The 26283-nt window shown below is 73.4% G+C and carries 23 protein-coding genes; 13 read left to right on the top strand and 10 right to left on the bottom strand.

What is annotated here, in order from left to right; translation table 11 throughout:
• The first annotated feature begins 16 nt into the window (after positions 1–16).
• The 3 genes from IE263_RS24945 to IE263_RS24935 all read left to right on the top strand — a co-directional run bounded on the left by IE263_RS24945 (position 17) and on the right by IE263_RS24935 (position 3458).
• Positions 17–1171: a sensor histidine kinase gene (locus tag IE263_RS24945; RefSeq protein ID WP_189939989.1), complete on the top strand. Its 1155-nt coding sequence runs from the start codon at positions 17–19 to the stop codon at positions 1169–1171.
• A 189-nt stretch (positions 1172–1360) separates the two neighbouring features.
• Positions 1361–2026, top strand: coding sequence for a response regulator (locus tag IE263_RS24940; protein WP_189939988.1), 666 nt, complete (start codon positions 1361–1363; stop codon positions 2024–2026).
• 259 nt (positions 2027–2285) lie between these two features.
• Positions 2286–3458 carry an ROK family protein gene (locus tag IE263_RS24935; RefSeq protein WP_189939987.1) on the top strand — a complete coding sequence of 391 codons (1173 nt, stop codon included), beginning with the start codon at positions 2286–2288 and terminating at the stop codon, positions 3456–3458.
• Between the two features lie 332 nt (positions 3459–3790).
• Here the strand turns inward: IE263_RS24935 and IE263_RS24930 are convergent, their stop codons facing one another.
• The gene (locus tag IE263_RS24930; RefSeq protein WP_189939986.1) at positions 3791–4552 is read right to left on the bottom strand and encodes a GntR family transcriptional regulator; all 762 of its coding nucleotides are present in this window, start codon (positions 4550–4552) and stop codon (positions 3791–3793) included.
• 242 nt (positions 4553–4794) lie between these two features.
• On the bottom strand, positions 4795–5676 hold the full coding sequence (locus IE263_RS24925; protein ID WP_189939985.1) for an RNA polymerase sigma-70 factor: 882 nt from the start codon (positions 5674–5676) through the stop codon (positions 4795–4797).
• 154 nt (positions 5677–5830) lie between these two features.
• Between IE263_RS24925 and IE263_RS24920 the strand changes: the two genes are divergently transcribed.
• The 3 genes from IE263_RS24920 to IE263_RS24910 all read left to right on the top strand — a co-directional run bounded on the left by IE263_RS24920 (position 5831) and on the right by IE263_RS24910 (position 10343).
• Positions 5831–6661 (top strand): alpha/beta fold hydrolase, encoded by an 831-nt coding sequence (locus IE263_RS24920; RefSeq protein ID WP_189939984.1) that lies wholly within the window; start codon positions 5831–5833, stop codon positions 6659–6661.
• 484 nt (positions 6662–7145) lie between these two features.
• Positions 7146–8720 carry an alkaline phosphatase D family protein gene (locus tag IE263_RS24915; protein WP_189939983.1) on the top strand — a complete coding sequence of 525 codons (1575 nt, stop codon included), beginning with the start codon at positions 7146–7148 and terminating at the stop codon, positions 8718–8720.
• Between the two features lie 252 nt (positions 8721–8972).
• The gene (locus tag IE263_RS24910) at positions 8973–10343 is read left to right on the top strand and encodes a GNAT family N-acetyltransferase (protein ID WP_189940147.1); all 1371 of its coding nucleotides are present in this window, start codon (positions 8973–8975) and stop codon (positions 10341–10343) included.
• A 209-nt stretch (positions 10344–10552) separates the two neighbouring features.
• Here IE263_RS24910 and IE263_RS24905 read toward each other — a convergent pair whose 3' ends face one another.
• Positions 10553–11767 carry a trans-sulfuration enzyme family protein gene (locus IE263_RS24905; RefSeq protein WP_189939982.1) on the bottom strand — a complete coding sequence of 405 codons (1215 nt, stop codon included), beginning with the start codon at positions 11765–11767 and terminating at the stop codon, positions 10553–10555.
• A 60-nt stretch (positions 11768–11827) separates the two neighbouring features.
• On the opposite strand from IE263_RS24905, the gene IE263_RS24900 reads away from it, so the two are divergent.
• From IE263_RS24900 to IE263_RS24890, 3 genes are all read left to right on the top strand, one after another.
• Positions 11828–12319 carry an Lrp/AsnC family transcriptional regulator gene (locus IE263_RS24900; RefSeq protein ID WP_189939981.1) on the top strand — a complete coding sequence of 164 codons (492 nt, stop codon included), beginning with the start codon at positions 11828–11830 and terminating at the stop codon, positions 12317–12319.
• A gap of 32 nt (positions 12320–12351) precedes the next feature.
• Entirely contained in the window at positions 12352–14043 is a 1692-nt protein-coding gene (locus IE263_RS24895) for a DUF885 domain-containing protein (RefSeq protein ID WP_189939980.1), read from the top strand.
• Positions 14044–14112: 69 nt separating this feature from the next.
• The gene (locus IE263_RS24890; RefSeq protein WP_189939979.1) at positions 14113–14904 is read left to right on the top strand and encodes an ATP-grasp domain-containing protein; all 792 of its coding nucleotides are present in this window, start codon (positions 14113–14115) and stop codon (positions 14902–14904) included.
• A gap of 16 nt (positions 14905–14920) precedes the next feature.
• On the opposite strand, the gene IE263_RS24885 is transcribed toward IE263_RS24890, so the two are convergent.
• Positions 14921–15406: a rhodanese-like domain-containing protein gene (locus IE263_RS24885; RefSeq protein ID WP_189939978.1), complete on the bottom strand. Its 486-nt coding sequence runs from the start codon at positions 15404–15406 to the stop codon at positions 14921–14923.
• A gap of 144 nt (positions 15407–15550) precedes the next feature.
• On the opposite strand from IE263_RS24885, the gene IE263_RS24880 reads away from it, so the two are divergent.
• On the top strand, positions 15551–15997 hold the full coding sequence (locus tag IE263_RS24880; RefSeq protein WP_189939977.1) for an Lrp/AsnC family transcriptional regulator: 447 nt from the start codon (positions 15551–15553) through the stop codon (positions 15995–15997).
• Here IE263_RS24880 and IE263_RS24875 read toward each other — a convergent pair.
• From IE263_RS24875 to IE263_RS24855, 5 genes are all read right to left on the bottom strand, one after another.
• A complete protein-coding gene (locus IE263_RS24875) occupies positions 15958–18981 on the bottom strand; it encodes an AAA family ATPase (RefSeq protein WP_189939976.1) in 3024 nt (1007 codons plus the stop codon). The genes IE263_RS24880 and IE263_RS24875 overlap by 40 nt on opposite strands.
• Entirely contained in the window at positions 18978–20141 is a 1164-nt protein-coding gene (locus IE263_RS24870; RefSeq protein ID WP_189939975.1) for an exonuclease SbcCD subunit D, read from the bottom strand. Before IE263_RS24870 ends, IE263_RS24875 begins: the two co-directional genes overlap by 4 nt.
• 160 nt (positions 20142–20301) lie before the next feature.
• Positions 20302–20928, bottom strand: coding sequence for a YigZ family protein (locus IE263_RS24865; protein WP_189939974.1), 627 nt, complete (start codon positions 20926–20928; stop codon positions 20302–20304).
• A gap of 71 nt (positions 20929–20999) precedes the next feature.
• Positions 21000–21545, bottom strand: coding sequence for a SixA phosphatase family protein (locus tag IE263_RS24860; protein WP_189939973.1), 546 nt, complete (start codon positions 21543–21545; stop codon positions 21000–21002).
• A complete protein-coding gene (locus tag IE263_RS24855; RefSeq protein WP_189939972.1) occupies positions 21542–22276 on the bottom strand; it encodes a hypothetical protein in 735 nt (244 codons plus the stop codon). The genes IE263_RS24860 and IE263_RS24855 overlap by 4 nt, the downstream gene beginning before the upstream one ends.
• Before the next feature lie 114 nt (positions 22277–22390).
• Between IE263_RS24855 and IE263_RS24850 the strand changes: the two genes are divergently transcribed.
• From IE263_RS24850 to IE263_RS24840, 3 genes are all read left to right on the top strand, one after another.
• Positions 22391–22798: a CoA-binding protein gene (locus IE263_RS24850; protein ID WP_189939971.1), complete on the top strand. Its 408-nt coding sequence runs from the start codon at positions 22391–22393 to the stop codon at positions 22796–22798.
• Positions 22799–22987: 189 nt separating this feature from the next.
• Positions 22988–24622, top strand: coding sequence for an APC family permease (locus tag IE263_RS24845; protein WP_189939970.1), 1635 nt, complete (start codon positions 22988–22990; stop codon positions 24620–24622).
• A 31-nt stretch (positions 24623–24653) separates the two neighbouring features.
• Complete coding sequence (locus tag IE263_RS24840; RefSeq protein WP_189939969.1) at positions 24654–25877, top strand: 4-hydroxybenzoate 3-monooxygenase; 1224 nt, start codon at positions 24654–24656, stop codon at positions 25875–25877.
• 21 nt (positions 25878–25898) lie between these two features.
• On the opposite strand, the gene IE263_RS24835 is transcribed toward IE263_RS24840, so the two are convergent.
• Positions 25899–26258 (bottom strand): ArsR/SmtB family transcription factor, encoded by a 360-nt coding sequence (locus IE263_RS24835; protein ID WP_189939968.1) that lies wholly within the window; start codon positions 26256–26258, stop codon positions 25899–25901.
• Positions 26259–26283 lie beyond the last annotated feature (25 nt).

The following is a 26283-nucleotide window of genomic DNA, read 5'->3' as shown; positions in this document are numbered from 1 at the left end:
CTGTCACGATGGGTGCATGGGCCGCTTCCTGCGCCCGCTGCTGCGGGGGACGACGTACACACGACTGCTGCACCTGTGGGTGCCGGTGCTGGTCGTGAGTGTCTGGATGTACATCGACCCGAGGCGCCCGTGGGTGCCCCTGCTCCTGCTGATCCCGGTCGGGCTGATCCCGGCGGTGCGCAGGGGTGAGGGGGTGCAGGCGCACCTGCTGCTGACGCCCGGCGAGCCGGATGCGGGGTTCTCCGTGGCCCCGGCGACGGCCTGGCGGGACCGGCTGCGGACGGTGCTGTGGCTGGAAGTGCGCATGGCGCTGGGGGCGGTGGTCGCGGTCGGCTGTGTGTGGCTGCCGATCCTCGCGTTCGAGCTCGCCGCGACCGCGTGGGGGCGCGTGCCCGACGACATTCCCGGCCTCGCCGGCGTGGCATCGAAAGGGTGGTCGGCCCTCCTGGTGCCGCTTCCCCTCCTCGCGTTGTACGGACTCGTCGTCGGCCTGGGCGAGTTGGTCACGGTCCTCGCGCGACGGCTTCTCGGCCCGTCCGCCGCCGAACGGCTCGCCGCCCTGGAGGAGCGCACGGAGCAGCTCCTGGAGCGCAACCGCATCGCGCGGGAGCTGCACGACTCCATCGGTCACGCGCTGACCGTCGCCGTCGTCCAGGCGGGCGCGGCACGGGCGGCAGGAGATCCCGCGTTCACCGACCGGGCCCTGGACGCGATCGAGGAGACGGGCCGGGCCGCCCTGGAGGACCTGGAGCGCGTCCTCGGCATCCTGCGCGAGTCGGAGCAGCCGGTCAGCACTCGGCCGACGCTCACGCACGCCGACCGGCTGCTGGAGTCCGCCCGTGCCTCCGGGGCGAAGGTCGACGCCGAGCTGTCGGGGCCCGTGGACGCCGTGCCCGGCCCGGTCTCCCGCGAGGGCTACCGCATCCTCCAGGAGGCGCTGACCAACGTGCTGCGGCACGCGGGGTCCGTCCCGGTCCGGGTCCGCATCGACGTCGCGGACGACTCCCTCGCCCTCGAGGTCCGCAATCCGCTCACCGCCGACATACGCGGGCCCGGCCGGGGCAGCGGTCTGCGCGGGATACGCGAGCGCGCGGCGCTCCTCGGCGGCCACGCGCACACCGGCCCGCACGAGGGCGACTGGCAGGTGCGTGCGGAGCTGCCGCTGCGCTGATCCGGGCCTGCCCGGCGGACCAGGTCGGAGCAAAGCAGCGGCGCCTGTTGCGGGGGCGATGGGGGTGCCCCCGCGCGAGCGAAGCCGAGCGTGGGGGAGTCGGCAACCGACGGCAACCGACGACAACGCGGCAGAGGTGCGTGCCAGACCCCGCGTCTTGGTCCGCCGGGGAGGCCCTAGGCTGGCCGGATGCCGGTCACCGTACTCCTCGTCGACGACGAACCCCTGGTCCGCGCGGGTCTGCGGGCGGTGTTGGAGGCACAGCCCGACATCGAGGTCGTCGGGGAGGCGGCGGACGGGGCGGCGGTGATTCCGCTGGTGCGGCAGCTGCGGCCGGACGTGGTCGCCATGGACGTACGGATGCCGTTGATGGACGGGATCGAGGCCACGCGGGCGGTGCTGCGGACGGTGGCGGAGCCGCCGAAGATCCTCGTGGTGACGACCTTCGAGAACGACGAGTACGTGTACGAGGCGCTGCGCGCGGGCGCGGACGGGTTTCTGCTGAAGCGGGCCCGGCCCGCCGAGATCGTGCACGCGGTGCGGCTGGTCGCCGAGGGCGAGTCGCTGCTGTTCCCGGCGTCGGTGCGGCGGCTCGCCGCCGAGTACGGCGACGGGGAGCGGGGGAACCGCGCGGCGCGGGACGTGCTGGAGCGGGCCCGGCTCACCGACCGGGAGGCCGAGGTGCTGCGGCTGATGGCGCGCGGGCTGTCGAACGCGGAGATCGCCGCCCAGCTGGTCGTCGGGGCGGAGACGGTCAAGTCGCATGTGAGCGCGGTGCTGGCGAAGCTGGGGGCGCGGGACCGCACGCAGGCGGTGATCACGGCGTACGAGTCCGGGTTCGTGGGGGCGGGCTGAGCCGGTGCGGGAGGCCTGCCCCGGTGCGCGACGCCTGCGGCGCGCCGAGCCGGGGCCGGACGCCCGACCCAGCGCGGCGCTCAGCGGCACTCAGCGGCACTCACCGGGGCTCAGCGGCATGCCGATCCGGCGAGGGGCACACGACCGCGCACGGCACCCGGCGGCAGCGGAAGTCCCTTCGTGGCCATTCCGCACTCGCCGGGCTGAGCCGCGCCGAGTACGATCCGCCCCACACGCCCACGAGCTGGGAGGACGGACGTTGGGACGGCTGACCGGCGGGGATCCCTCGCTGCTGCGAAGGATCAACTCCGCGGTGGTGCTGCACGCGCTGCGCGCGGCGGACTGCGCGACGCTGACGGAGATCACCGGGGTGACCGGTCTGTCCCGGCCGACGGTAGAGGGGGTCGTGGAGGATCTCATCGGGGCCGGGCTCGTCGTCGAGAAGGCAGCCGACGAGAGTGTCGCCCGACGGCAGGGGCGGCCGGCACGGCGGTTCCGGTTCCGTGCGGAGGCCGGTCATCTGCTGGGCCTGGAGATCGGGGCGCACCGGGTGGCCGCGCTCCTCGCCGACCTGGACGGGCGGGTGCTGGGCGCACAGGCCAAGGACGTCGACGAGACGGCGCCGGCGGACGAGCGGCTGGAGCGGCTGCGTACCGCGGTCGCCGAACTGTTGCGCCGGGCGGGCGTCGCGCGCAGCTCGCTGCGGGCCGTGGGCGTCGGCACCCCCGGGATCGTCGAGGCCGACGGGACCGTACGGCTGGGCACGGCGCTGCCCGAGTGGACGGGGCTGCGGCTGGGTGAGCGGCTGAGCCGCTCCTTCAAGTGCCCGGTGCTGGTCGAGAACGACGCCAACGCGGCGGCCGTGGCCGAGCACTGGAAGGGGTCGGCCACGGAGTCCGACGACGTCGTGTTCGTGCTGGCGGGGCTGAGCCCCGGCGCCGGTTCGCTGATCGGCGGCCGGCTGCACCGCGGGTACGGCGGGGCCGCCGGGGAGATCGGCGCGCTGCACCTGCTGGGCCGGGAGGTGACCCCCGAGACGCTGCTGTCCACGACGGACGAGCCACTGCATCCGCTGGACGAGCAGGCGGTCGCCGACGTGTTCGCGCAGGCGCGCGAAGGTGACCAGCGGGCCCGGGCGGCCGTGGACCGCTTCCTCCAGCGGCTCGTCCACGACGTGGCCGCGCTGGTGCTGGCCCTCGACCCCGAGCTGGTGGTGGTCGGCGGCTGGGCGGCCGGGCTGGACGGCGTACTGGAGCCGCTGCGGCGGGAGTTGGAGCGGTACTGTCTGCGGCCGCCGAAGGTGGCGCTGTCACTGCTCGGCGAGGCGGCCGTGGCGACGGGGGCGTTGCGGCTGGCTCTCGACCATGTCGAGGAGCAACTCTTCGCGGTGGAGACGACGGTGACGGGGCGCTCGGCGGTGGGGCGTCCGTGAAACGCGCCGCGCCCCGGAGAAGTGGAGAAGTTCCGGGGCGCGGCGGACATGCGCGCTCGGTCGCGGCCTCGGTGGCTGGGTGCAGACCGTTCAGGAGCGTCGCTGATCGGGCTGGTGATCCCTGGTGCTGCTCAGGGAGGTGAGCCCATCGCCTTCGTGCCCTGGTGCTCAATGGCGGGAGCCGTCAGCCCTCGGGGCACGTCCCTCCTGAGGCTGGTCGGTGAGGTATCGCGACCTCACTGAGGAGGGTGCCCGACGTCGCCTGGACGCCGGGCGTGCACGTGACGGCCTGCCACCGGTTCGCCACGGATCGCTGAGCCGGCCGGTGAGCCTCAGGACGCCTGGCGCTCCTGACCGTGGTGGATCTCGACACCGCCCGACGCGCCGAACGTCAGCCGGCAGGTGTCCGCGCGGTAGGTGGCGACGGAGAGCGCAGCGGTGCGGCCCTCGGCGAAGAAGCGGGTCGTGACGACGAGCACCGGGGCACCGGGCAGCCGGTCGAGTTCCTTCGCGTCGTCCGCGCGGGCCGAGCCCAGCTCCACGGCACGGTCCTGCCCCTCCAGGGCCAGGTGCTGCAGCTCGCGCAGCACCGCACGCGCGCGTGCCGTACCGGACGGGGCGTCGATCGCGGTCAGGTCGGGCACCGACGACTGCGGGACGTAGAGGAGCTCGGCGGCGACGGGCCGGCCGTGGGACACCCGCGAGCGGCGCACGATGTGCACGGGCTCGTCGCGGTCGATGCCCAGGGCGTCGGCGACGGCCGCCGGCGGGGCGTCCACCGTGCAGTCGACGAGCTGCCACGTGTCACCACTGGCGCCCGGCCAGGTCCTGCGCTCCGTGCCCACGTCGACGCCCACGCGGGGCGGCGCGACGGTGGTGCCGACGCCGCGACGGCGCTGCAGCCGCCCCTCCAGTTCGAGCTGCTCCAGGGCCTGACGGAGCGTGGCGCGTGCGACACCGAAACGGGCGGCCAGTTCACGCTCGTTGGGCAGGATCTCGCCCACGGTGAACTCCGAGTCGAGTGCCTCACTGAGCACGGTCTTGAGATGCCAGTACTTCGGTTCCGGCACCGATTCCAGTTGCGTGGTCCCCACCCTGTCCTCCGCAATCGCCGTGGTCCGGCGGCGTTTTCGCGCCCTTGTTTATTAAAGGTTGTTGTACTTCTCTGCGACGATAGGACGGCCCCCACCCTTGGTCAAGACCAATCCTCGAACCCTCGCGGCGCCGAGGGACACCGGACAGAAAAGCGTTCACGAAGCGTTCGTAAGAGACCGTTTTCCCGACATGACGGCAAAGCCCCCGTCGTGAAACGGGGGCCGCGGTACCGGAGTTGGCGCTACGCGGTCAGCGTGCGCAGCTTGTCGGGATTGCGAATGACATAGACGGCCTGGACGCGGCCCTCGGCCACGTCGAGCTGGAAGACGGCGTCCGGTTTGTCCCCGGACAGGGCCAGCAAGGCGAGGCCGCCGTTGACCTCCAGGAAGCGGAAGGACAGGTCCGGGACGCTCTTGCGGGCCGCCCCGACGAGGAACCGGCCCACATGGTCGGCGCTCTCCAGGACCCGCAGCGGCGCCTTCGCCTTGCCGCCGCTGTCGCCGACGAGACGGGCGTCCGGAGCGAGCAGCGCCATCAGGCCCTCCAGGTCGCCCTCCGCCGCGGCGGCGAGGAACCGCTCGGTGAGCTCACGACGCTGGACGGGGTCGACCTCGTAGCGGGGGCGCCGCTCCTCGACGTGCCGGCGGGCGCGGCCGGCCAGTTGGCGCACCGCGGGCTCCGCCCGGTCGAGGACGGTGGCGATCTCGGCGTACGGGTAGCCGAAGGCCTCGCGCAGGACGAACACCGCGCGCTCCAGCGGGGACAGCGACTCCAGGACGACGAGGACGGCGAGGGAGACGGAGTCGGCCAGTACGGCCTGCTCGGCGCTGTCCTGGACGGTGTCGCCGAAGTGGGTGACGTACGGTTCGGGCAGCCAGGGGCCGACGTACGCCTCGTTGCGGGCCTTGACGCGGGCGAGGCGGTCGAGGGCGAGGCGGGTGGTGATGCGGACCAAGTAGGCGCGGGGTTCCCGCACGTCGGCGCGGTCGGCCGCCGACCAGCGCAGCCAGGCGTCCTGCACCACGTCCTCCGCGTCGGCGACGCGCCCTAGCATGCGGTAGGCGACGCCCAGCAGGAGCGGGCGGTGGTCTTCGAAGACGTCGGTCGCGGTGTCTGTGGTCACGGTGCCATCCCATCCGACACCTCTGCCGGTGTCCAGACGGCGCGCGAACAGGGGCTACCCGCGGGTAGCAATTGCTGACAAGCTGTCTACGCGGCGTCGGCCGGTCGCCCGGACCCCGTCAGCCCGTCAGCCCGTACAGACGAGGAGCACCCCCATGTCCGCCACCGTCTCCTTCACGGTCCCCACCCCCCGTGGCCCGCAGCCCGTCACCGTCTCCTACGCGCGCGCGGGGCGCGGCGAGCCGCTGCTCCTGCTGCACGGCATCGGGCACCACCGCCAGGCCTGGGACCCCGTGGTGGACATCCTCGCCACCGAGCGGGACGTGATCGCCGTGGACCTCCCCGGCTTCGGCGCGTCCCCGGCCCTGCCCGACGGGCTCGCCTACGACCTGCCCACGACGACCTCGGTGTTCGGCGCCTTCTGCGAGGCACTGGAGCTCGAACGGCCCCATGTCGCCGGCAACTCGCTGGGCGGGCTGCTGGCCCTGGAACTCGGCCGCGAGAAGCACGTACGGTCCGTCACCGCCCTGTCCCCGGCCGGGTTCTGGTCGGAGGCCGAGCGGCGGTACGCCTTCGGCGTCCTGCTCACCATGCGTCAGATCTCCCAGCGGCTGCCGCTGCCCCTGGTCGAGCGCCTGTCGCGCACGGCGGCCGGCCGCACGGCCCTGACCAGCACCATCTACGCCCGCCCGGGCCGCCGTTCCCCCGAGGCCGTGGTCGCCGAGACGCTCGCGCTGGCCCAGGCGACCGGCTTCGACCAGACCCTGCGGGCCGGTACGACCGTCAAGTTCACCGACGACATCCCCGGAATCCCGGTCACCGTGGCCTGGGGCACCCGGGACTGGCTCCTGGTACGCCGTCAGGGCGTCCGCGCCAAGCAGATCATCCCCCGGGCCCGCCTGGTCCGCCTGCCCGGCTGCGGCCACTGCCCGATGAACGACGACCCGGCGCTGGTGGCGCGGGTGCTTCTGGACGGGAGCCGCTGAGGAGGCAGCGACTCCCCTTTTTCCGCCAAGGCGACTCCGGCCTTGAGGGCGTCCGGCGTTCCGGCCGGGCTGGGAGGGACACGGTGCACGCGGTGGCGGCAGGGGGACGGGCCTCAGAGCCGGCCGCCGCGCGCCGCAGCGCTCCGCCGTATACCGCCCCGGACAGCCGCCCGGGCAAGACCCGCACGTCCGCGCCTCGACGGCGACGCCGCTCGCCTCGCCCTCCGGTGCGCCCACCCCGCGGCGGTTCCGCGACGGCATGCCGGCGACGACGGAGGAGAGCAGCGCCGGGGTCGGGCTACGTGCCTGCCTCGACGCCCCGTCGGCCCGCTCCTGGCCCCGTCCCCCGATCCGCCCAGCCCCTGCGCGTCCTTCTCCCCTCCTCACTCGCCCAGTTGTTCACTTGAGGTTTCCGTGTGCGCTGCGGCGTACCAGTAGTTGTGGCTGTGCACACCGGCCGGTTCGCGTCACAGGAGGCCCTTCCATGTCACTTCGTCCGCTCCCCGGGCGCCGCAGCGTCCTGCGCGGCTCGTTGGCCGCGTCGGCGGCCCTGACCCTGCCGACCGGTCTCGGCGCGGCGCCGGCCTTCGCCCTGTCCGGACGTCCCAAGGCGGGCTGGGGCGTGCAGACGGGGGACGTGACCTCCGACTCCGGGCTGGTGTGGGTGCGCTCCGACCGGCCGGCCCGGATGATCGTCGAGACGTCGGCCACCGAGTCGTTCCGCAATCCGCGCAGATGGCACGGTCCGCTGCTCGGCCCGGACACGGACTTCACCGGCACGACAGGGCTGCGGGGGCTGCCGCCGGGCGAGCAGATCCACTACCGGGTGCTGCTCGCCGACCCGGACGACCCGCGCCGCACCGGCGAGCCGGTCACCGGCACGTTCCGTACGGCCTCGGTCCGGCGGCGTTCCGGCGTGCGCTTCGTGTGGTCGGGCGACCTGGCCGGTCAGGGCTGGGGCATCAACCCCGACTTCGGCGGTTACCAGATCTACAACGCGATGGCCGCGCTGGACCCGGACTTCTTCCTCTGCAGCGGTGACAACATCTACGCCGACGGCCCGCTCTCGGCGTCGGTCACCCTGCCCGACGGCAGCACCTGGCGGAACATCACCACCGAGGAGAAGTCGAAGGTCGCCGAGACCCTGGCCGAGTTCCGCGGCAACTTCCGTTACAACCTGATCGACGAGAACCTGAAGCGGTTCAACGCGCAGGTCCCCTCCATCATCCAGTGGGACGACCACGAGGTGACCAACAACTGGTTCCCCGGCGAGATCTTCGCCGACAGCCGTTACACGGAGAAGAACATCGACGTCCTGGCCGCACGCGCCCGTCAGGCCTTCTCGGAGTACTTCCCGATCTCGACCCTGCGCCGCCCCGACGGCCGGGTGTACCGGACCGTTCATCACGGCCCGCTCCTCGACGTCTTCGTCCTGGACATGCGGACGTATCGCAACGCGAACTCGCCCGACGACCAGACCACCGACCCGCAGGGCATCCTCGGCCGTGAGCAGCTGGAGTGGCTCAAGCGCGAGCTGGCCCGCTCCCGGGCGGTGTGGAAGGTGATCGCCTCCGACATGCCGCTGGGCCTGGTCGTGCCGGACACCGGCGACGGGAAGCCGAACCTCGAGGCGGTCGCGCAGGGCGATCCCGGCGCGCCGCTCGGCCGTGAGCTGCAGATCGCCGAACTGCTGCGGTTCATCAAGCACCGGCGGATCACCGGCACGGTGTGGCTGACGGCCGACGTCCACCACACCTCGGCCCAGCACTACGACCCGTCACGGGCCGCGTTCAAGGACTTCGCGCCGTTCTGGGAGTTCGTCTCCGGACCGCTCAACGCGGGCGCGTTCCCGGCGAACACGCTGGACCGCACCTTCGGCCCGGACCGCGTCTTCGTCAAGGCGCCGACCACGGCCAACGTTTCCCCGGCGGGCGGCTACCAGTTCTTCGGCGAGGTCGACATCGACGACGACAGCGGGGAGCTGACGGTGCGGCTGCGTGAGCAGGACGGCACGGTGCTGTTCACCCAGGTGCTCCAGCCGGGCCGGGTCGGCCAGTAACTCCCGTACCCTCGAAGGGTGCTCCGCGCACCGGCGTCATCTCCCGGTGCGCGGTGCGGCCCCTGCACGACCTGCGGCTTCGCAGCCGTACCGAACCACGGCCCCGTAGCCGTAGAAGAGTGAACAAAACGGTCAAATGCATGCTTTACCCATCAGTCACAAAGCGTTCGTGATCACGCAACACCGTTCCTTCACAGTGGCTGCATGACTCGAGACATGTCTGATGTGACGCGCCGTAAACACGGGCGCCCGGTGCACCACTGGCGGCGGGACGTGGTGGAGCTCGCCGCCCTCTTCACGGCGGTCGCGGTGGCCGACGTGGTCGCGAACCTCGTGGGGCACGGCCCCGACGGCCCCGGACTGCTGGCCGTCTCCGCGGCCGGCCTGATCGCCACCGCGGGATTCCACGTCTGGTGGTCACGGCGCCACGGCCACGCACCGCCCACGAGTGATACCGATGCCCGGCCGCCCTCCCGCGAGGGGCAGGCCGGGCCGTCCGAACTCCCCGCCGGCGTCGCCGCGCAGAGCGCCCTGTGGCGGATGCGGACGACGGTGAGGGACGCGCCGGGGTCGCTGGCCGCGCTGTGCACGGCGCTGGCCGACCACCGGGTCGACATCCTCAGCCTGCAGACACATCCACTGGGTGAGGACACGGTGGACGAGTTCCTGCTGCGGGCCCCGGGCGCGCTCGCGGCGGCCGACATCACCCGGGCCGTGGCGCGGGCCGGCGGCGCGGGCACCTGGATCGAGCGGGCCGACGCCCACGATCTGGTGGACGCCCCGACCCGGGTCCTGGGCCTGGCCACCCGTACGGCGCTGGACGCGGCCGAACTGCCACTCGCGCTACGGCAGTTGCTGGGCCGGTGCACGATCCGCTCCCTGCCCGCCGCCACGAAGGGCGGCGGACGTGGGCCGGAGGCCGTGCCGGTGGAAGGGGTCCTGGAGGACACCATGATGCGCCTGCGGGCGCCGGAAGGCGGAGTGATCACCGTGGAGCGGCCGTATCTGCCGTTCACACCGACCGAGTTCGCGCGGGCACGGGCGCTGGTGGAGCTGGACGCCCGGCTGGGCCCGCGGGTCCCGGCCGGGCAGGACGTGCTGACGCTGCCCGAGGGCAACGCCATCACCGTGCGCCGGGCCGACACCGGTGACCTGGAGGCGGCGAAGGCCATGCACGAGCGGTGCTCGGCGCGCACGCTCGGCATGCGCTACCACGGGCCGGTCGGCGACGCCGACCGCTACCTCAACCACCTGCTCAGCCCGCGCTTCGGCCGCACCCTCGCCGTGCAGGCCCCCTCCGGGCGCATCGTCGGCCTCGGGCACCTGCTGTGGGACGGCGACGAGACGGAGGTGGCGCTGCTCGTCGAGGACGAGTGGCAGCGGCGCGGCATCGGCGCCGAACTGCTCGGCCGGCTGGTCGCGCTGGCCGTCGAGGCGGACTGCGAGAGCGTGTACGCGGTGACGCAGTCCTCCAACACCGGCATGGTCGCCGCCATGCGCGGCCTGGGTCTGCCCCTCGACTACCAGATCGAGGAGGGCACCCTCGTCATCACCGCCCGCCTCGAGAAGGCGGGGGCGCGAGTGGCACCGGGTGGGGACGGCGAGCGCATCGCTCGGGACTGATCCGCGCACACCGGACGGCCCGGCGGTGTCACACCGCCGGGCCGTCGTTTCGTACGGTGACAGGCCGTCGCGTCATACGGAGGCAGGCTGTCGCCTCATACGGGGCAGGCCGTCGCGTCATACGGAGGCAGGCCGTCGCGTCATACGGTGGCAGGCCGTCGCCTCACATGGTGGCAGGCCGTCGCCTCATACGGTCACAGGTCCCCGCTTCATACGGTGGCAGCTCCCCGCCCGGACAGGGGAACCGTTTCTCCCGCGCCGAGGGCCCCGTCCAGATCCCCCCAGAGATCCTCGACGTCCTCCAGTCCCACCGACAGCCGCAGCAGCCGGTCGCTCACCCCGGCGCCCCGCCGTTCCTCCGCGTCCACGATGCGGTGGCTGATGGACGCCGGGTGCTGGATGAGCGTGTCGACGCTGCCGAGGCTCACGGCGGGGGTGATCAGGCGGACGCCCGCGATCACCTCGTGCGGGTCGCCGTGGACCTCGAAGGCGATCATCGCGCCGCCGATGCGGGGGTAGTGGACACGGGCGACGCGCGGGTCGGCGGCCAGCCGGCGGGCCAGTTCGGCGGCGTTCGCGGAGGCGGCCCGCACCCGCACCGGCAGCGTCGACAGGCCCCGCAGCAGCAGATAGCCGGCCAGCGGATGCAGCACCCCGCCGGTGGCGAACCGTATCTGCCGCAGCCGTCCGGCGAACTCCTCGTCGCAGGCCACCACACCGGCCAGCACGTCCCCGTGTCCGCCTAGGTACTTGGTGGCGCTGTGCAGCACCAGCCGGGCCCCCTGCTGCGCCGGGCGCTGGAGGACGGGCGTGGCGAAGGTGTTGTCGACGAGCAGCGGGACGGAGCCGCAGGCGTGGGCGACCGCGCGCACGTCGACCTCGGCGAGGGTCGGATTGGCCGGGGACTCGACCATGACCAGGCCGGTGTCGGGGCGCAGCGCGTCGGCGATCCCGGCGGGGTCGGTCCACGTGACCTCGGAGCCGAGCAGTCCGGCGGTCAGCAGGTGGTCGCTGCAGCCGTAGAGCGGGCGGACGGCCACGACGTGCCGCAGGCCCATGGAAGCCCGTGCCAGCAGCACCGCGCTCAGCGCGGCCATGCCGCTGGCGAACGCGACCGCGCTCTCGGTGCCCTCCAGACGGGCCAGGGCGGTCTCGAAGCGGGCGACCGTCGGATTGCCCAGCCGCCCGTAGACGGGCGGTCCCTCCGGTTCGGTGCCGGTCGTGGCGAACGCGTCGATGCGGGCGGCCTCGGCGCGGCTGTCGTACGAGGGATAGGTGGTGGACAGGTCGATCGGCGGGGCGTGCAGGCCCTGCCGGGCCAGGTCGTCCCGCCCGGCGTGCACGGCCTCGGTGGCCAGTGCGCGGGGCGCTCCAGACGTGCGTACGTCGTCATACGCGTGCGTGCTCGCTGAGGCTGAGTCCATGGACCGCAGGGTGAACACCGAACGGGTGAGTCGGGGAGAGGTCCGTGCTACGTTCGGCGAATGACCGAATCCGTCGTACTGGACCCGGTGGATCTCCAGCTGCTGCGGCTGCTGCAGAACGACGCCCGGATCACCTACCGCGATCTCGCGGCGCAGGTCGGGCTCGCGCCGTCCACGTGCCTGGACCGGGTGACACGGCTGCGCCGGTCCGGGGTGATCCTCGGGCATCGGCTGCAGCTCGATCCGGCCAAACTGGGCCGGGGTCTGCAGGCGCTGCTGTCCGTGCAGGTCAGGCCGCATCGGCGGGAGCTGGTGGGGCCGTTCGTGGAGCGGATCCGGGCGTTGCCGGAGGCGCTGACCGTCTTCCACCTCACCGGGCCCGACGACTACCTGGTGCATGTCGCGGTGGCGGACATGGCCGATCTTCAGCGGCTGGTCCTGGACGAGTTCACGGCACGGCGGGAGGTGGCCCGGGTGGAGACACGGCTGATCTTCCAGCAGTGGGACTGCGGACCACTGCTGCCGTCGGCCACTTCGCCACAAACGCCGTGACGTGCGGCACCGCCTCGTACAGGATGGTGCGCATGTCACAGACCAAGAACCCGCTGCCCCGCGAGGTCGCCGACGCCTACGTCGACGAGCTCGTCGCCCTCGACCCGGTCACCGGTACCTACCTCGGCGTGAAGGAGAGTTCGAGCCGCCTGCCCGACCTCTCACCGGCGGGCCAGGAGGCGCTCGCGCAGCTCGCGCGGGACACCTTGGCGAAGCTGGACGAGGCGGAGCGACGGCCCGGCGCGGAAAGTGACATCGAGCGCCGGTGCGCGCGCCTGCTGCGCGAGCGCCTCACCGCCGAACTCGCCGTGCACGACGCCGAGGAGGGCCTGCGCGCGGTCGGCAATCTGGCCACGCCGGCGCACACGGTGCGCGAGGTGTTCACCGTGACGCCGACGGAGACCGACGAGGACTGGGCGGCGATCGCCGAACGGCTGCGCGCGGTGCCGACGGCGCTGGCCGGCTACCGGGAGTCCCTGGCGCTCGGCCTGGAGCGCAAGCTGTACGCGGCGCCGCGGCCGACCGCCACCTTCGTCGGGCAGCTCACCGAGTGGGCGGAGACGGACGGCTCGGGCCGCGGCTGGTTCGAGGACTTCGCCGCCGAGGGGCCCGAGGCGCTGCGCACGGAGCTGGACGAGGCGGCCCGGGCGGCGACCGCGGCGGTCGTCGAGCTGCGGGACTGGATGCGGGACGTGTACGCGCCGACCCTCGAGGGCGCCCCGAACACCGTCGGCCGGGAGCGCTACGCCCGCTGGTCGCGCTACTTCAACGGCACCGACCTCGACCTGGACGAGGCGTACGCGTACGGCTGGGCCGAGTACCACCGCCTCCTCGCCGAGATGAGGCAGGAGGCCGAGAAGATCCTGCCGGGCGCCGAGACGCCGTGGGTGGCGCTCGCGCACCTCGACCAGCACGGCAAGCACATCGAGGGCGTCGAGGAGGTCCGCGACTGGCTGCAGGGCCTGATGGACCAGGCGATCGACGCCCTGGACGGCACCCACTTCGAACTCGCCGAGCGGGTACGGAAGGTGGAGTCGCGCATCGCGCCGCCCGGCGGCGCGGCGGCACCGTACTACTCGCCCCCGTCGGAGGACTTCTCGCGGCCGGGCCGCACCTGGCTGCCGACGATGGGCGAGACCCGCTTCCCGGTCTACGACCTCGTCTCCACCTGGTACCACGAGGGTGTCCCCGGCCATCACCTCCAGCTCGCGCAGTGGGTGCACGTGGCCGAGAACCTCTCCCGCTACCAGGCCACCGTCGGCATCGTCAGCGCCAACGCCGAGGGGTGGGCACTGTACGCGGAGCGCCTGATGGACGAGCTGGGCTTCCTCACGGACGCGGAGCAGCGGCTCGGCTACCTGGACGCGCAGATGATGCGCGCGGTCCGGGTCATCGTCGACATCGGCATGCATCTGGAGCTCGAGATCCCGGCGGACTCGCCGTTCCACCCGGGCGAGCGCTGGACTCCGGAGCTGGCCGAGGAGTTCTTCAACGCGCACAGCAGCCGTCCGGCGGACTACGTGGAGAGCGAACTGACCCGCTACCTGACCATCCCCGGCCAGGCCATCGGCTACAAGCTCGGTGAACGGGCCTGGCTGCTGGGCCGCGAGAAGGCCCGCAAGCGGCACGGCGACGCCTTCGACCTGAAGTCCTGGCACATGGCGGCCCTCTCGCAGGGGTCGCTGGGGCTCGACGACCTGGTGGACGAGCTGGCGCGGCTCTGATCCGCGCGTGGGGCGGGCCCCGGAAATTCACTGTCGTCCGGGCCCGCCCGTGCGCCACCCTCGTCTGCCATGACCACCCGAACACTCTTTCTCTCCCCGCGCGTCACCGCGACCGGCCACGCCCTCGCGGACGCGGCCCGGCGGCGCGGGGCGCACGTGGAGACGCTGCGCGACTGGCGGGTGCCCGAGCAGTGGCGCCGCGCGGCGGGGGCCTCGCTGTACGCCGGTCCGCTGTTCGCGGACGCGGTCGCGCGGGAACTGGGGGTCGGGCTGCTGGAGGCACCGGAGGACTGGCTGGCCCGGCTGCCGTACGAACTCACCCTGCGGAACGTGGAGTTCACCACGATCGAGGAGGCGCGCCTGCTGCGGCGCCCGGCGTTCGTGAAGCCGCCGAACGACAAGAGCTTCCCGGCCCGGGTCTACCCGGACGGCAGCGGGCTGCCGGGGCCGGACGCGGTCGAGGGCGGGGAACCGGTGCTGGTGAGCGACATCGTGACGTTCGCCGTGGAGTACCGGCTGTTCGTGCTGGACGGTGAGGTGCGCACCGGCAGCCGGTACGCGACCCGGGGTGACCTCGATGTCGCCCCGCTGGCGGAGGACCCGCGCCGCGGCGAGGTGCTGGGGTTCGCCGAGCGGCTGGCCGGGACGGGGCTGCCGAGCGCCGTCGTCGTGGACGTCGGTCTGGTGGACGGTTCCGGGTGGGCGGTGGTGGAGGCCAACGCCGCCTGGGCCAGCGGGCATTACGCGTGCGACGCGGACGCCGCGCTCGACGTGGTGCTGCGCGCGGCCCGCCCCGAGGGGGAGTTCGGGGCGGCGGACCACCGCTTCCTGCGTCCCGTGCCGGAGGTCGTGCGGGACTGATGGGGCGACCTGGCTGTCAGCAGCCGCAGTTCTCGGCGTCCACGGGGGCGGTCAGCGGGTCGGCCGCGCGCCGCTCGCGGCCCTCCCAGGTCTCGTACGCGAAGCCCTCGCGCGCCCAGTACTCGAAGCCGCCGAGCATCTCCTTGACCCGGTAGCCGAGTTCGGCGAGGGCGAGGGCGGCGCGGGTGGCGCCGTTGCAGCCGGGGCCCCAGCAGTACGTCACGACCGGCACGTCCTTGTCGAGGAGCTGCTCGGCCTGCTCGGGGATGAGCGCGGTGGGCAGGTGGATCGCGCCGGGGATGTGGCCCTGGTCCCAGGCCTCGGTGGAGCGGGAGTCCAGGACGACGAAGCCGGGGTCGCCGCCGGCCGCGAGCGCCGCGGCCACGTCGGAGACGTCGGCGTGGAAGACGAGGCTCGCCCGGAAGTAGGCGGCGGCCTCGGCCGGGGCGGCGGGGGCGACGCGCAGGACGGGGTTCACCGCGGTGGCGGGGGTGGCGGTCATGGCTGGGCCTTTCCGTGGCTGTTGCGACCGGGGTCCGGCTGTTTCCCGATGACCAGAAATCTACGGTCGTTGATCCGCTCCCTGAAGGGGAATTCCACGGCCTGGATCTTGCTCCGCCGGGGATTCCCCTGCTATCCCTCGGACATGACCGCGTATTCCCCGGACGCCACCGACTGGCGCATCCTCGAGGTCCTCCAGCGTGAGGGCCGGGCCAGCTTCGCCGACCTGGCGCGGGCCGTGTCGATGTCGGCGAGCGCCGTGACCGAGCGGGTGCGGCGGCTGGAGGAGGCGGGTGTCATCCAGGGGTACGCGGCCGTCGTGGACCCCGAGCGGCTGGGGCTGCCGATCCTGGCGTTCGTGCGGCTGCGCTATCCCAACGGCAACTACAAGCCGTTCCACGACCTGGTGGCCGTGACGCCGGAGATCCTGGAGGCGCACCATGTCACGGGCGACGACTGCTTCGTGATCAAGGTCGCCGCCCGTTCGATGCGGCACCTGGAGGAGGTGTCGGGCAAGATCGGCGCACTGGGGTCGGTCACGACGAGCGTCGTCTACTCCTCACCACTCCCCCGGCGCCCACTGGGCCGGTAGCCCCGCTGCCGCACCACCGACCCCGATCTGCCCTTCACGACCTCCAGCTGCGCGTGGATCCGCCGCCGCAGATCGGCCACATGACTGACGATGCCGACGCTGCGGTCGCGCTCGCGCAGGGAGTCCAGGACGTCGAGGACCTCGTCCAGCGTCTGGTCGTCGAGGCTGCCGAACCCCTCGTCGATGAAGAGCGTGTCCAGCCGGACCCCGCCCGCCTCGTCGGTGACGACGTCGGCGAGGCCCAGGGCGAGGGCGAGTGAGGCGAAGAAGGTCTCGCCGCCCGACAACGTGGCCGTGTCCCGCTCCCGCCCGGTCCAGGCGTCGACGACGTGCAGTCCGAGCCCGCTGCGGCCGCGTCCGCTCCGGTCGTCGGAGTGGACGAGGGTGTACCGCCCGGAGGACATGCGCTGCAGACGGACGGTCGCGGCGGCGGCCACCTGTTCCAGGCGGGCGGCCAGGACGTACGACTCCAGGCGCATCTTGCGTTCGTTGTCGGCCGAGGTGCCCGCGGTGAGGCCGGCCAGGCGGGCCACCCGGTCGTACTCCTCGCGCAGCGGCGCGAGCCGCCGTACGCCGTCGGCCGCGCGCGCGGAGAGGCGGTCGAGTTCGGCGCAGCGGCGGGCGGCCGCGTCCTGGGCGGAGGTGGCCCGGCGCAGCCGTTCGGCCGCCCGGTCGGCGGCCTCCTCGGCCGCCGCGAGGTCGGCGGACGGCTGCTGAGCCGCGGCCACGGTGTCGGACTCGGCGAGGACGGCCCGTACGGCGGCCTCCTCGGCCTGCCAGGCGTCCAGGCGTCGTTGCAGCTCGCGGTGGGCGGCATCGTCGAGGAGGGCGTCGGCGGCGGCCTGGGGGGTGTCGAAGCCGGCCCGGAAGGCGGCCTCGTCGAGGCGTCCGTCGGCGGCCTTGAGACGTTCGGCGCTCTCCTCGGCGGCGCGGGCGGCGTCGGCCGCGTCGGTGAGCAGGGTGGTCTGCCGCTCCAGCTGTGCGGCCCGCGCGGCCACGCTCTCCGACGCGCCGCGGGCCTGCGTCAGCTCCTCCTCCAGCGCGGCCCGCTCACGCTCCAGCCGCTCCCGGTGGCCCACGCGGGACGCTGCCCGGACCTGGGCCTCGCGCTGCGCGGCCGTCCGCCGCTCGTGCTCCTGCTCGGCGCGGCGCAGCTCCTCGCGGGCGGGATGCAGCGCGGAGGCGTCCCGACGGGCCTGGGTGCAGGTCCGCTCCAGCTCGTCGGCCTCGGCGGCGAGCCGGTCCGTCGGCCCGTCGCCGGCCTCGGCGGTGGCGGCGGCGAGCGCCTCCCGGACGAGACCGAGGTCCCGCTCGGCATCCGCCCGTTTCCGCTCCGCGCTCTGGTAGGCGGCGAGGGCCCGCTCCTCGGCCTCGCGGTCGACGTGTCCGGCGACCTTGCGGGCGGGGGCGGGGTGGTCGGTGGCGCCGCAGACGGCGCAGGGCTCGCCGTCCTTCAGTGTGGCGGCCAGTTCGGCGGCGATGCCGTCGAGGCGCTGCTCCTTGAGGTCCAGCCAGTGCGTACGGGCCTCCAGCGCCCGCTCGCCCGAGGCGAGGACCCGCTGCTGGGCGTCCTCGGTGTCGCGGGCCAGCTGGTCGCGCAGCCGGGCCGCCGTCAACCGGCGCCGGGCGGGCTCGCGTTGCACGGCGAGCTGTTCGGCGCGGGTGGCGGCCTCCTGGGCGGACTCGATACGGGCCTGGAGTCCCGCGCGGGTGGCGTCCCACTCCGCGAACCAGCCCTCGGTCTCCGCCAGTACGTCCTCGTCGGCGCGCTCCTGCCGGTCCAGGCCGGCACGCTCCGCGAGCAGTTCGGCCAGCCGGCGTTCACCGCGGCGGGCCGACTCCAGCCCGCCCAGCTCCTCCGCGGCCCGGCGCGCGGCGGCGGCGAGACCGGCGGCATCGGCCTCTGCGAACCGCTGCGGCAACAGCGCACGCGCGTGTGTCTCGGCGGCGGCCGCCCTGCGGTGCTCGGCCTCGGCGGCCTCCCGCAGCTCCAGCGCCGGCGCCACCACCTCCGCCTTGCGCGCCCGCTCCATCCGCGCCTGCGCCTCCCGATGCGCCCCGGCCCGCTCCTCGAGCACCCGGGCCCGCTCCCGCGCCTCAGCGAACCGCCGCTGCAACCTCGCCAGTTCCCGTACGTCGGACAGGGCGCGCTCGGCGGCGGCCCGGGCGGACTCGGCGGCGAGGCAGCCGCACTCGGCGATCGCCAGCTGCTCGCGCGCGGTGCTGCGGGCGACGGCCGCGGCGGTCAGCACGGTCTCGGCCAGGCCCGGCTCGCCCGGTGCCAGCTCGGGCAGCTCCATGGCGTCGCCGGCGGCCTGCTGCATGCGGTGCGCGTCGGCGAGCAGCGCGGCGTCGCCCTCACGCACGCGTGCCTCGGCCGTACGCCGCCGCTCGGCGAGCCGCTTCTCGACCTCGGCGAACCGCTGGGTGTCGAAGAGGCGGCCGAGCAGCCGGCCGCGCGCCTCGGCGTCGGCGCGCAGGAAGCGGGCGAAGTCGCCCTGGGGCAGCAGCACGACCTGGCAGAACTGCTCGCGGCTCATGCCCAGCAGCTGGGTGATCTCCTCGCCGATCTCCTGGTGGGAGCGGCTGAGGTCCTTCCAGGCCTCGGCCACGGCGTCGTACTCGCGCAGCCAGCTCTGGGCCTTCTCGACGGTGGTGCCGGTGCCGCGTTTCTTGGGGCGCTCCCAGGGCGGCTGGCGGGTGACCTCCAACCGGCGTCCGGCGACGGTGAGTTCGAGGGTGACCTCGGTGCGCGTGCCGGGGGCGGCGTGGTCGCTGCGCAGGGTCAGTCCCTGGGCGCTCTGCCGGGCGCCCGGGACGGAGCCGTACAGCGCGTAGCACACGGCGTCCAGGACGGAGGTCTTGCCGGCGCCCGTCGGCCCGTGCAGCAGGAAGAGCCCGGCGGCGGACAGCTCGTCGAAGTCGACGCTCTGGGAGGCGCCGAAGGGGCCGAAGGCGGTGAGGCCGAGCCGGTGCAGCCTCATCGGGCCACCTCCCGCACGGCGTCGTCCGCGCGCACGGCGTCGAACGCGTCCCGCAGCACACCCCGCTCCAGCGCGTCGGGTCCCGCCCCGCGCACATGCGCCACGAAGTCCTCGGCGATCTCCTGGTCGCTGCGGCCGGCCAGTCGCCGGGCGTACGACACGTCGGGGTCGTCCGGCGCGCGCTCGGGGGCGAAGACCAGGCTCAGCGTGTGCGGGAAGCGCTCGGTGAGCCGGGCCATGGGGTCGGCCGGGCGCACGGCGTCGGTGAGCGTGGCCTCGACCCACGCCTCCTCGTACCGCGCGAGCCCGGGCTCGGCGAGCAGCTCATCCAGCGTGCCCCGGATGCGGGCCAGCGCGCGCGGTACCGGGCAGTCGATCCGCTCGGCGGCGAGCGAGCCGTCGGCCCCGAGGTCGACCAGCCACATGGTCTTGCGGTGCTCGGCCTCCGAGAAGGAGTACGGCAGCGGGGAGCCTGAGTAGCGCACGCGCTCGGTGATGGTCTGACAGCCGTGCAGATGCCCGAGCGCCACGTAGTCCACGCCGTCGAAGACACCGGCGGGCACGGAGGCGACCCCGCCGACGGTGATGTCCCGCTCGCTGTCGCTGGGCTCGCCGCCGGTGACGAAGGCGTGGGCCAGGACGACGGAGCGCGTGCCCCGCGCGCGGGTGGCGAGGTCGGCGCGGACGCGGTGCATGGCGGCGGCGAGCACCGTCTCGTGGCCCGCCTTCTCCGCGCCGAACTCGTCCTTCACCAGGGCGGGTTCGAGGTAGGGCAGGCCGTAGAAGGCGACGTCACCGTGGGCGTCGGCGAGCATCACGGGCATCCCGGCCGCCGAGGGGTCGGTCTGCAGATGGATGCCGGCGCGTCCGATCAGCCCGGCGCCCACGCCGAGCCGCCGCGCGGAGTCGTGGTTCCCGGAGATCATCACTGTCGGCACGCCCAGCTCGGCGAGCCGGTGCAGGGCGTCGTCGAACAGCTCGACGGCGGCCAGCGGCGGCACCGCCCGGTCGTACACATCGCCCGACACGACCACCGCGTCCACCTCGCGCTCACGCACGGTGGCGCAGAGATGGCCGATGAACTCGGCCTGGGCACCGAGCATGTTCACCCGGTGGAACGCCCGGCCGAGATGCCAGTCGGAAGTGTGCAGAAGCCTCATGATCCCCGAGACTAACGGGCGGGTCTGACATCACGGGCGGTTACTCCCGTACCGCACCGTCAGGCCGAATGCAGCACAGGGAGGTCACGGACAATTCACCACAACATCCCCCGCCGCGAGCCCTCCCGATCCCCAGTCGCCCGCCCGGCAGAACCCCCCGTCACGCGTCCCCGTACGCCTCCCCGCCCACCTCGAAGCCCGCCGTCCCCGCCGTCGCGTCCGCGAGCCAGGCGCGGAAGGTCTCCACGTCGGCGTCCGGCAGCCCGATCTCGATCGTGACCGCCTCGCCGTAGCGCACGTCACGCACCTCGCGGCCGGTGGCACGCAGGTCGTTCTGCACCTTGCCGGCCCGCTGGTGGTCGACCGTCACGGTGGCCAGGCGGAAGCGGCGGCGCGTGAGGGTGCCGAGGGCGTCGAGGGCCTCGCCGACAGCGCCGCCGTACGCGCGGATGAGGCCGCCCGCGCCGAGCTTGACGCCGCCGTAGTAGCGGGTGACGACGGCGACGACGTAGCGCATGTCGCGGCGCAGCAGCATCTGGAGCATGGGGACGCCCGCGGTGCCGCCGGGTTCGCCGTCGTCGCTGGCCTTCTGGACGGAGGCGTCGGCGCCGATGACGTAGGCCCAGCAGTTGTGGGTGGCGTCGGCATGCTCCTTGCGGACGGCCGCGACGAAGTCCTGGGCCTCCTGTTCCGTGGCCGCCGGGGCGAGGGCGCACAGGAAGCGGGAGCGGTTGACCTCGGTCTCGTGTACGCCCGCGTGGGCGACTGTGCGGTACTCGTCCTGCATCCGGCCAGCCTATGCGCCGGCGCCGGGGTCGCCGACGCGGGATGCGCGGACGGTGGTGCGCGCCGGCCGGCTCAGCCGCCCTTCTTCCCCCGCGGCACCGCCGTCCAGGTGAGGAGGGCCGTGCCCGGGGCCAGGTCCCGCCAGCTGGGGCCGTGCCAGGCCAGGACCGCGATGGCGGACGTCGGGAACTTCACCCGCACCCCGTCCAGGGCGTCGTCGAGGTCGTCCCCGGCCAGGTCCAGGATCAGCTCCTGGAGGCCGGGGTTGTGCCCGACCAGCAGCAGGGTCTCGACCTCTGGAGGTGTCTCCCGTACGACGTCCAGCAGCTCGTGCGAGTAGGCCGCGTACAGCCGGGGCTCGTGCCGGACCGGGGGCGGGGTGCCCCACTGGGCGCAGGCCAGCTCCCAGGTCAGGCGGGCGCGGACAGCGGTGGAGCACAGGGCGAGGTCGGGGAGGCAGTCGGCCTCGGCGAGCGCGCGGCCCGCGGCGGGCGCGTCCCGCAGGCCGCGCGGGGCGAGCGGCCGTTCGTGGTCGGGGACGCCGTCCGGCCAGGCCGACTTCGCGTGCCGCAGCACGACCAGCCGCCGCAGCGGTCCGGCGCCGGTGCGCGCGCTCACGCCGGGGCTCCCAGGTCACGGGTGAGTTCGAGGCCGAGGAGACGGTCGGCGTAGGCGTATGTCTCGAAGCGGGCGCCGTCCGGCAGCTCCGGCCCCGCCTCCTCCACGGACCGCAGCACGTTCAGCACCGCGGGCAGGTCCAGGTCGTCCTCCCAGGCGGTGCGGAGCCGGCCGCGCACCTCGTCGGGGACCGGCCGGGAGGGCCTTCGCGCCCAGCCGGCGACGGCGCGGCGCCAGCGGACGAGCGTGTCGTGGGCCTCGCGCAGGGCGTCCGCGTCGAGCGGGACGGGGTCGCGGTGGTGACGGGAGAGCAGGGCGAGGCGGAGGACGGCGGGGTCGGCGGCCGGCTCCGCGGGAGCCGCGGGAGCCGCGGGGAGTACCGGTGCCACGGCGATCCGGACCCCTTCGGGTTCTGCGTCGCCCTCCCTCACCACGTGCAGGGCCTGAGCCTCGCCGATTCCGGCGCGGAAGTCCCATCCGTCCTCGAAGGGCCGGATGCCGAGGGTGGTCCCGGCGCTCCGCAGTTCCGGCTGCTGACTCTCGCCGGTGAGCAGGGCCAGGACGGGCGTACCGCCGAGCTCCAGGACGCGGACGAGCAGGTCGGCGACGAGAAGGACACGGAGCGTGCCCGCGCCGTACCCCGAGGCGTGGGCCTCGACCCGGGTCAGGCCACGGCGGACGGGGGCGGCGGCGACGGGTTCGCCGGTTCGGGCGTCGATGATGCGCAGCACGTGGGCGAGCGTAGGCGGCCGGAGGGCCGTCCGCAGTCCGACGGCGCGGAATCATGACCGCTCGTACGCTGTTGAGCGGGTGAGCACCCTTCCCGTCAGTCAGAGGAGGCGCCGGTGTACGGCGACGAGGCAACGGTCCGCAAGATCCTCACGGAACTCGGCGACACCTGGGCGGTGGTGGGCCTGTCGACGAACTCGCGGCGCGCGGCGTACGGCGTCGCCGAGGTGCTGCAGCGCTTCGGCAAGCGGGTCGTGCCCGTCCACCCGAAGGCGGAGACGGTGCACGGGGAGCAGGGCTACGCCTCCCTCGCGGACATCCCCTTCGAGGTCGACGTGGTCGACGTGTTCGTCAACGGCGACCTCGCGGGAGCCGTCGCCGACGAGGCGGTCGCCAAGGGCGCGAAGGCGGTGTGGTTCCAGCTCGGCGTCGTGGACGAGGCCGCCTACGACCGCACGCGCGGCGCGGGCCTGGAGATGGTGATGGACCGCTGCCCGGCGATCGAGATTCCCCGCCTGCGCTGAATCCGCAGCAGTATTTCCGCGTTCTTTCGAATATCTCAGCAGCCGCTGAAGGGTTGTCCAGGAAACACCCGCACACTGGTCAAAGTTCTTCCCGCGCTCTTCAGTTCGACGATTACCGATTCCTAATCTGAGGCCTCTGCGACACGTCATACGACGGTCGCGTGAATTTCATGAGAGGCCCCTTAAGAAATGGTAAGCGTCGACCGAATTCCACAGGTCACGGGTAACCCGGGCGGCCTGCGACGGGACGTCGGACTGATCGGGCTGATGTGGGCGTCGGTCGGCTCCATCATCGGTTCGGGCTGGCTGTACGGCGCGGAGAAGGCGGTCGTGGTGGCCGGTCCCGCCGCGATCGTGTCGTGGGTCGTCGGGGCGGTGGCGATCGTGCTCCTCGCCCTGGTCCACGCGGAGCTGGGCGGCATGTTCCCGGTCGCGGGCGGCACCGCCCGCTATCCGCACTACGCGTTCGGCGGGCTGGCCGGAATGTCCTTCGGCTGGTTCTCCTGGCTGCAGGCGGCGACCGTCGCGCCGATCGAGGTCGAGGCCATGATCGGCTATGCCGGGCACTGGAGCTGGGCGCACGGTTTCCAGCACACCGACGGCACACTGACCGGGACCGGATTCGCGGTCGCCGTCCTGCTGATGGCGGTGTTCGTGGCCGTGAACTTCCTCGGCGTCCGGGCACTCGCGCACACCAACAGCGCGGCCACCTGGTGGAAGATCGCGGTACCGCTGCTCGCCATCTTCGTCATCGCGGCCGGCCACTTCCATCCGGGCAACTTCACCTCGGAAGGGTTCGCCCCGTTCGGCGCCAAGGGTGTGCTGAGCGCGATCAGTTCGAGCGGCATCATCTTCGCCCTGCTGGGCTTCGAGCAGGCGATCCAGCTCGCGGGCGAGAGCCGCGATCCGCAGCGGGACCTGCCGCGGGCGACCCTCGGTTCGGTCGCCATCGGCGCGGTCGTCTACGTCCTGCTCCAGGTGGTGTTCATCGCCGCCCTCCCGCACACCGCCTTCGCCGACGGCTGGGCGAAGTTGCACTTCGAGGGCATCAGCGGCCCCTGGGCGGGCCTGGCGACCCTGGTGGGCCTCGGCTGGCTGAGCGTGGTGCTCTACGTCGACGCGGTGATCTCCCCGGGCGGCACCGGTCTGATCTACACGACCGCGACCTCCCGGGTCTCCTTCGGACTCGCGCGCAACGGCTACGCCCCGAAGGTGTTCACCCGTACCGACCGGCGGGGCGTGCCGTGGTTCGGGCTGATCCTCTCGTTCGTGACCGGCGTGGTCTGCTTCCTGCCGTTCCCCAGCTGGCAGGAGCTGGTCGGCTTCATCACCTCGGCGAGCGTGCTGATGTACGCGGGCGCCCCGCTGGCGTACGGCGTGTTCGCGGACCGGCTGCCGCATCGCGAGCGCCCCTACCGGCTGTCCGGCGGCGCGGTCCTCTCGCCGTTGTCGTTCGTGGTGGCCAACCTCATCATCTACTGGGCCGGCTGGGACACGCTGTGGCGGCTCGGGGTGGCCATCGTGATCGGGTACGTGCTGCTGGGCGGGTACGCCTGGTACGCGGTCACCGCCGGACTCCCGAGCGCGCCCCGGCTGGACTGGAAGGCCGCGCGATGGCTGCCGGTGTATCTGCTGGGGCTCGGGCTGATCTCCTGGCAGGGCGGTTTCGGCGGGCAGGGGCATCTGGGCCTGTGGTGGGACATGCTGGTCGTCGCCGCGTTCTCGCTGGCGGTCTACTACTGGGCGAAGGCGTCCGCGTCCCGCGCCGAGGACATCGAGCGGAGCATCGAGGACGTCGCGGTGATGGACGCGCCGGCCCACTGACACCCCTGACGAGGGCACCCATAATGTGCGGGTGACCGCCGCCTCCCCCCACACCGACGCCCTCTCCCCACAGCACTTTCCGGTCGTGGTCGTGGGCGCCGGCCCCGCCGGGCTCACGGTCGGCGCCGTCCTGCGCGCCGCGCACATCGACTGCGTGGTGCTGGAGACGGAGACCCGCGCGTTCATCGAACACCGGCCCCGCGCCGGGGTCATCGAGGAGTGGGCCGTGCGCGGTCTTCAGCAACGGGGCCTGGCCACGACCCTGTTGGAGCGCGCCGAGCTGCACACCGCCTGCGAGTTCCGCTTCGGCGGCGAGCGCCACCGCCTCCCCTACGGCGAGCTGACGGGGCGTCACCACTTCGTCTACCCGCAGCCGTTGCTGGTGACGGACCTCGTGCGCGAGTACGTCGACGTGCGCGGCGGGGACGCCCGCTTCGCGGTGCGGGACGTCGAGCTGCACGACCTCGACACGGACCGACCCTCGGTGTCGTACACCTGCCCCGAGACGGGGCGACGCCGGGTGCTGCACTGCGACTTCGTCGTCGGCGCGGACGGGGCGCGCGGAGTCAGCCGGGCCGCGTTGGTGCCGCAGCGGGCGCGGATCGCCCGGCACGACTACGGCATCGGCTGGCTGGCACTGCTCGCCGAGGCGCCGCCGTCCTCGGACTGCGTGCTGTTCGGCATCCATCCGCGCGGGTTCGCCGGGCACATGCCCCGGAGCCCCGAGGTCACCCGCTACTACCTCCAGTGCCCGCCCGGCGACGACCCGGAGAACTGGCCCCACGAGCGCGTGTGGGCCGAACTCCACGAACGCCTCGGGGCCGCCGGCGTCCCGCCGCTCACCGAGGGCAAGCTGATCGAGAAGCGCGTGCTGGACATGCACGACTACGTGGTCGAGCCGATGACGTACGGTCGGCTGTTCCTGGCCGGTGACGCGGCCCATCTGGTCGCGCCCATCGCCGCGAAGGGCATGAACCTCGCGCTGCACGACGCCTTCCTGCTCGGCGACGCGCTGGTCGCACATCTGACGGAGGGCGACGGCAGCGGTCTGGACGGCTACTCGGAGGCGTGTCTGCGGCGGGTGTGGGACTACCAGGAGTTCTCGCAGTGGCTCTCGGAGGTCTACCACGGGACGGCCGCCGGCGACCCGTTCCGTGCCGGGACCACGCTCGCCCGGCTGCGCCGCCTGTTCACCTCGCCGGTCGCCGCCGCCGCGTTCGTGGAGCAGTACCTCGGGACGGCAGAGCGTTACTGAGCCGGGCGGAGCCTCACCGGCTCAGTCGTGCGCAGGCCGGTCGCTCAGCCGGTGGTCGGCCACGTTCAGCGCCTCGTCCACCAGACGGCGCAGATGGCCGTCGCGCAGTGCGTAGACCACCCGCCGCCCCTCCTTGCGGGTGGTGACCAGCCCGGCCAGCCTGAGCCGCGCCAGGTGCTGGCTGACCGCCGGCCGGGCCGCCCCGCACACCTCCGTCAGCGTCGTCACGTCCGCCTCGCCGGACGTCAGGGCGTGCAGCAGCGTGAGCCGGGTGCGGTCGCCGAGCAGGGCGAGCAGCTCGGCCGCGAGGGCGAACTGCTCCTCGCCCGGGCTGCGCGGGTGCGCATGATGCGCAGGTGATAGGTGCATGCGTGCGCTCATACGCACATAATGGCCTCGTGGACGG

Origin of the sequence: Streptomyces aurantiogriseus (assembly GCF_014649375.1) — a bacterium.
Taxonomy (GTDB): Bacteria; Actinomycetota; Actinomycetes; order Streptomycetales; family Streptomycetaceae; genus Streptomyces; species Streptomyces aurantiogriseus.
This window is presented reverse-complemented; position numbering and strand designations above follow the sequence as displayed.

Bases quoted from the DNA above. Each gene is read 5' to 3' on its own strand.
- IE263_RS24945 (WP_189939989.1), top strand. From the start codon at position 17: ATGGGCCGCTTCCTGCGCCCGCTGCTGCGGGGGACGACGTACACACGA.
- IE263_RS24940 (WP_189939988.1), top strand. From the start codon at position 1,361: ATGCCGGTCACCGTACTCCTCGTCGACGACGAACCCCTGGTCCGCGCG.
- IE263_RS24920 (WP_189939984.1), top strand. From the start codon at position 5,831: ATGTCCGCCACCGTCTCCTTCACGGTCCCCACCCCCCGTGGCCCGCAG.
- IE263_RS24915 (WP_189939983.1), top strand. From the start codon at position 7,146: ATGTCACTTCGTCCGCTCCCCGGGCGCCGCAGCGTCCTGCGCGGCTCG.
- IE263_RS24905 (WP_189939982.1), bottom strand. From the start codon at position 11,767: ATGGACTCAGCCTCAGCGAGCACGCACGCGTATGACGACGTACGCACG.
- IE263_RS24900 (WP_189939981.1), top strand. From the start codon at position 11,828: ATGACCGAATCCGTCGTACTGGACCCGGTGGATCTCCAGCTGCTGCGG.
- IE263_RS24895 (WP_189939980.1), top strand. From the start codon at position 12,352: ATGTCACAGACCAAGAACCCGCTGCCCCGCGAGGTCGCCGACGCCTAC.
- IE263_RS24890 (WP_189939979.1), top strand. From the start codon at position 14,113: ATGACCACCCGAACACTCTTTCTCTCCCCGCGCGTCACCGCGACCGGC.
- IE263_RS24885 (WP_189939978.1), bottom strand. From the start codon at position 15,406: ATGACCGCCACCCCCGCCACCGCGGTGAACCCCGTCCTGCGCGTCGCC.
- IE263_RS24880 (WP_189939977.1), top strand. From the start codon at position 15,551: ATGACCGCGTATTCCCCGGACGCCACCGACTGGCGCATCCTCGAGGTC.
- IE263_RS24875 (WP_189939976.1), bottom strand. From the start codon at position 18,981: ATGAGGCTGCACCGGCTCGGCCTCACCGCCTTCGGCCCCTTCGGCGCC.
- IE263_RS24870 (WP_189939975.1), bottom strand. From the start codon at position 20,141: ATGAGGCTTCTGCACACTTCCGACTGGCATCTCGGCCGGGCGTTCCAC.
- IE263_RS24865 (WP_189939974.1), bottom strand. From the start codon at position 20,928: ATGCAGGACGAGTACCGCACAGTCGCCCACGCGGGCGTACACGAGACC.
- IE263_RS24845 (WP_189939970.1), top strand. From the start codon at position 22,988: ATGGTAAGCGTCGACCGAATTCCACAGGTCACGGGTAACCCGGGCGGC.
- IE263_RS24835 (WP_189939968.1), bottom strand. From the start codon at position 26,258: ATGAGCGCACGCATGCACCTATCACCTGCGCATCATGCGCACCCGCGC.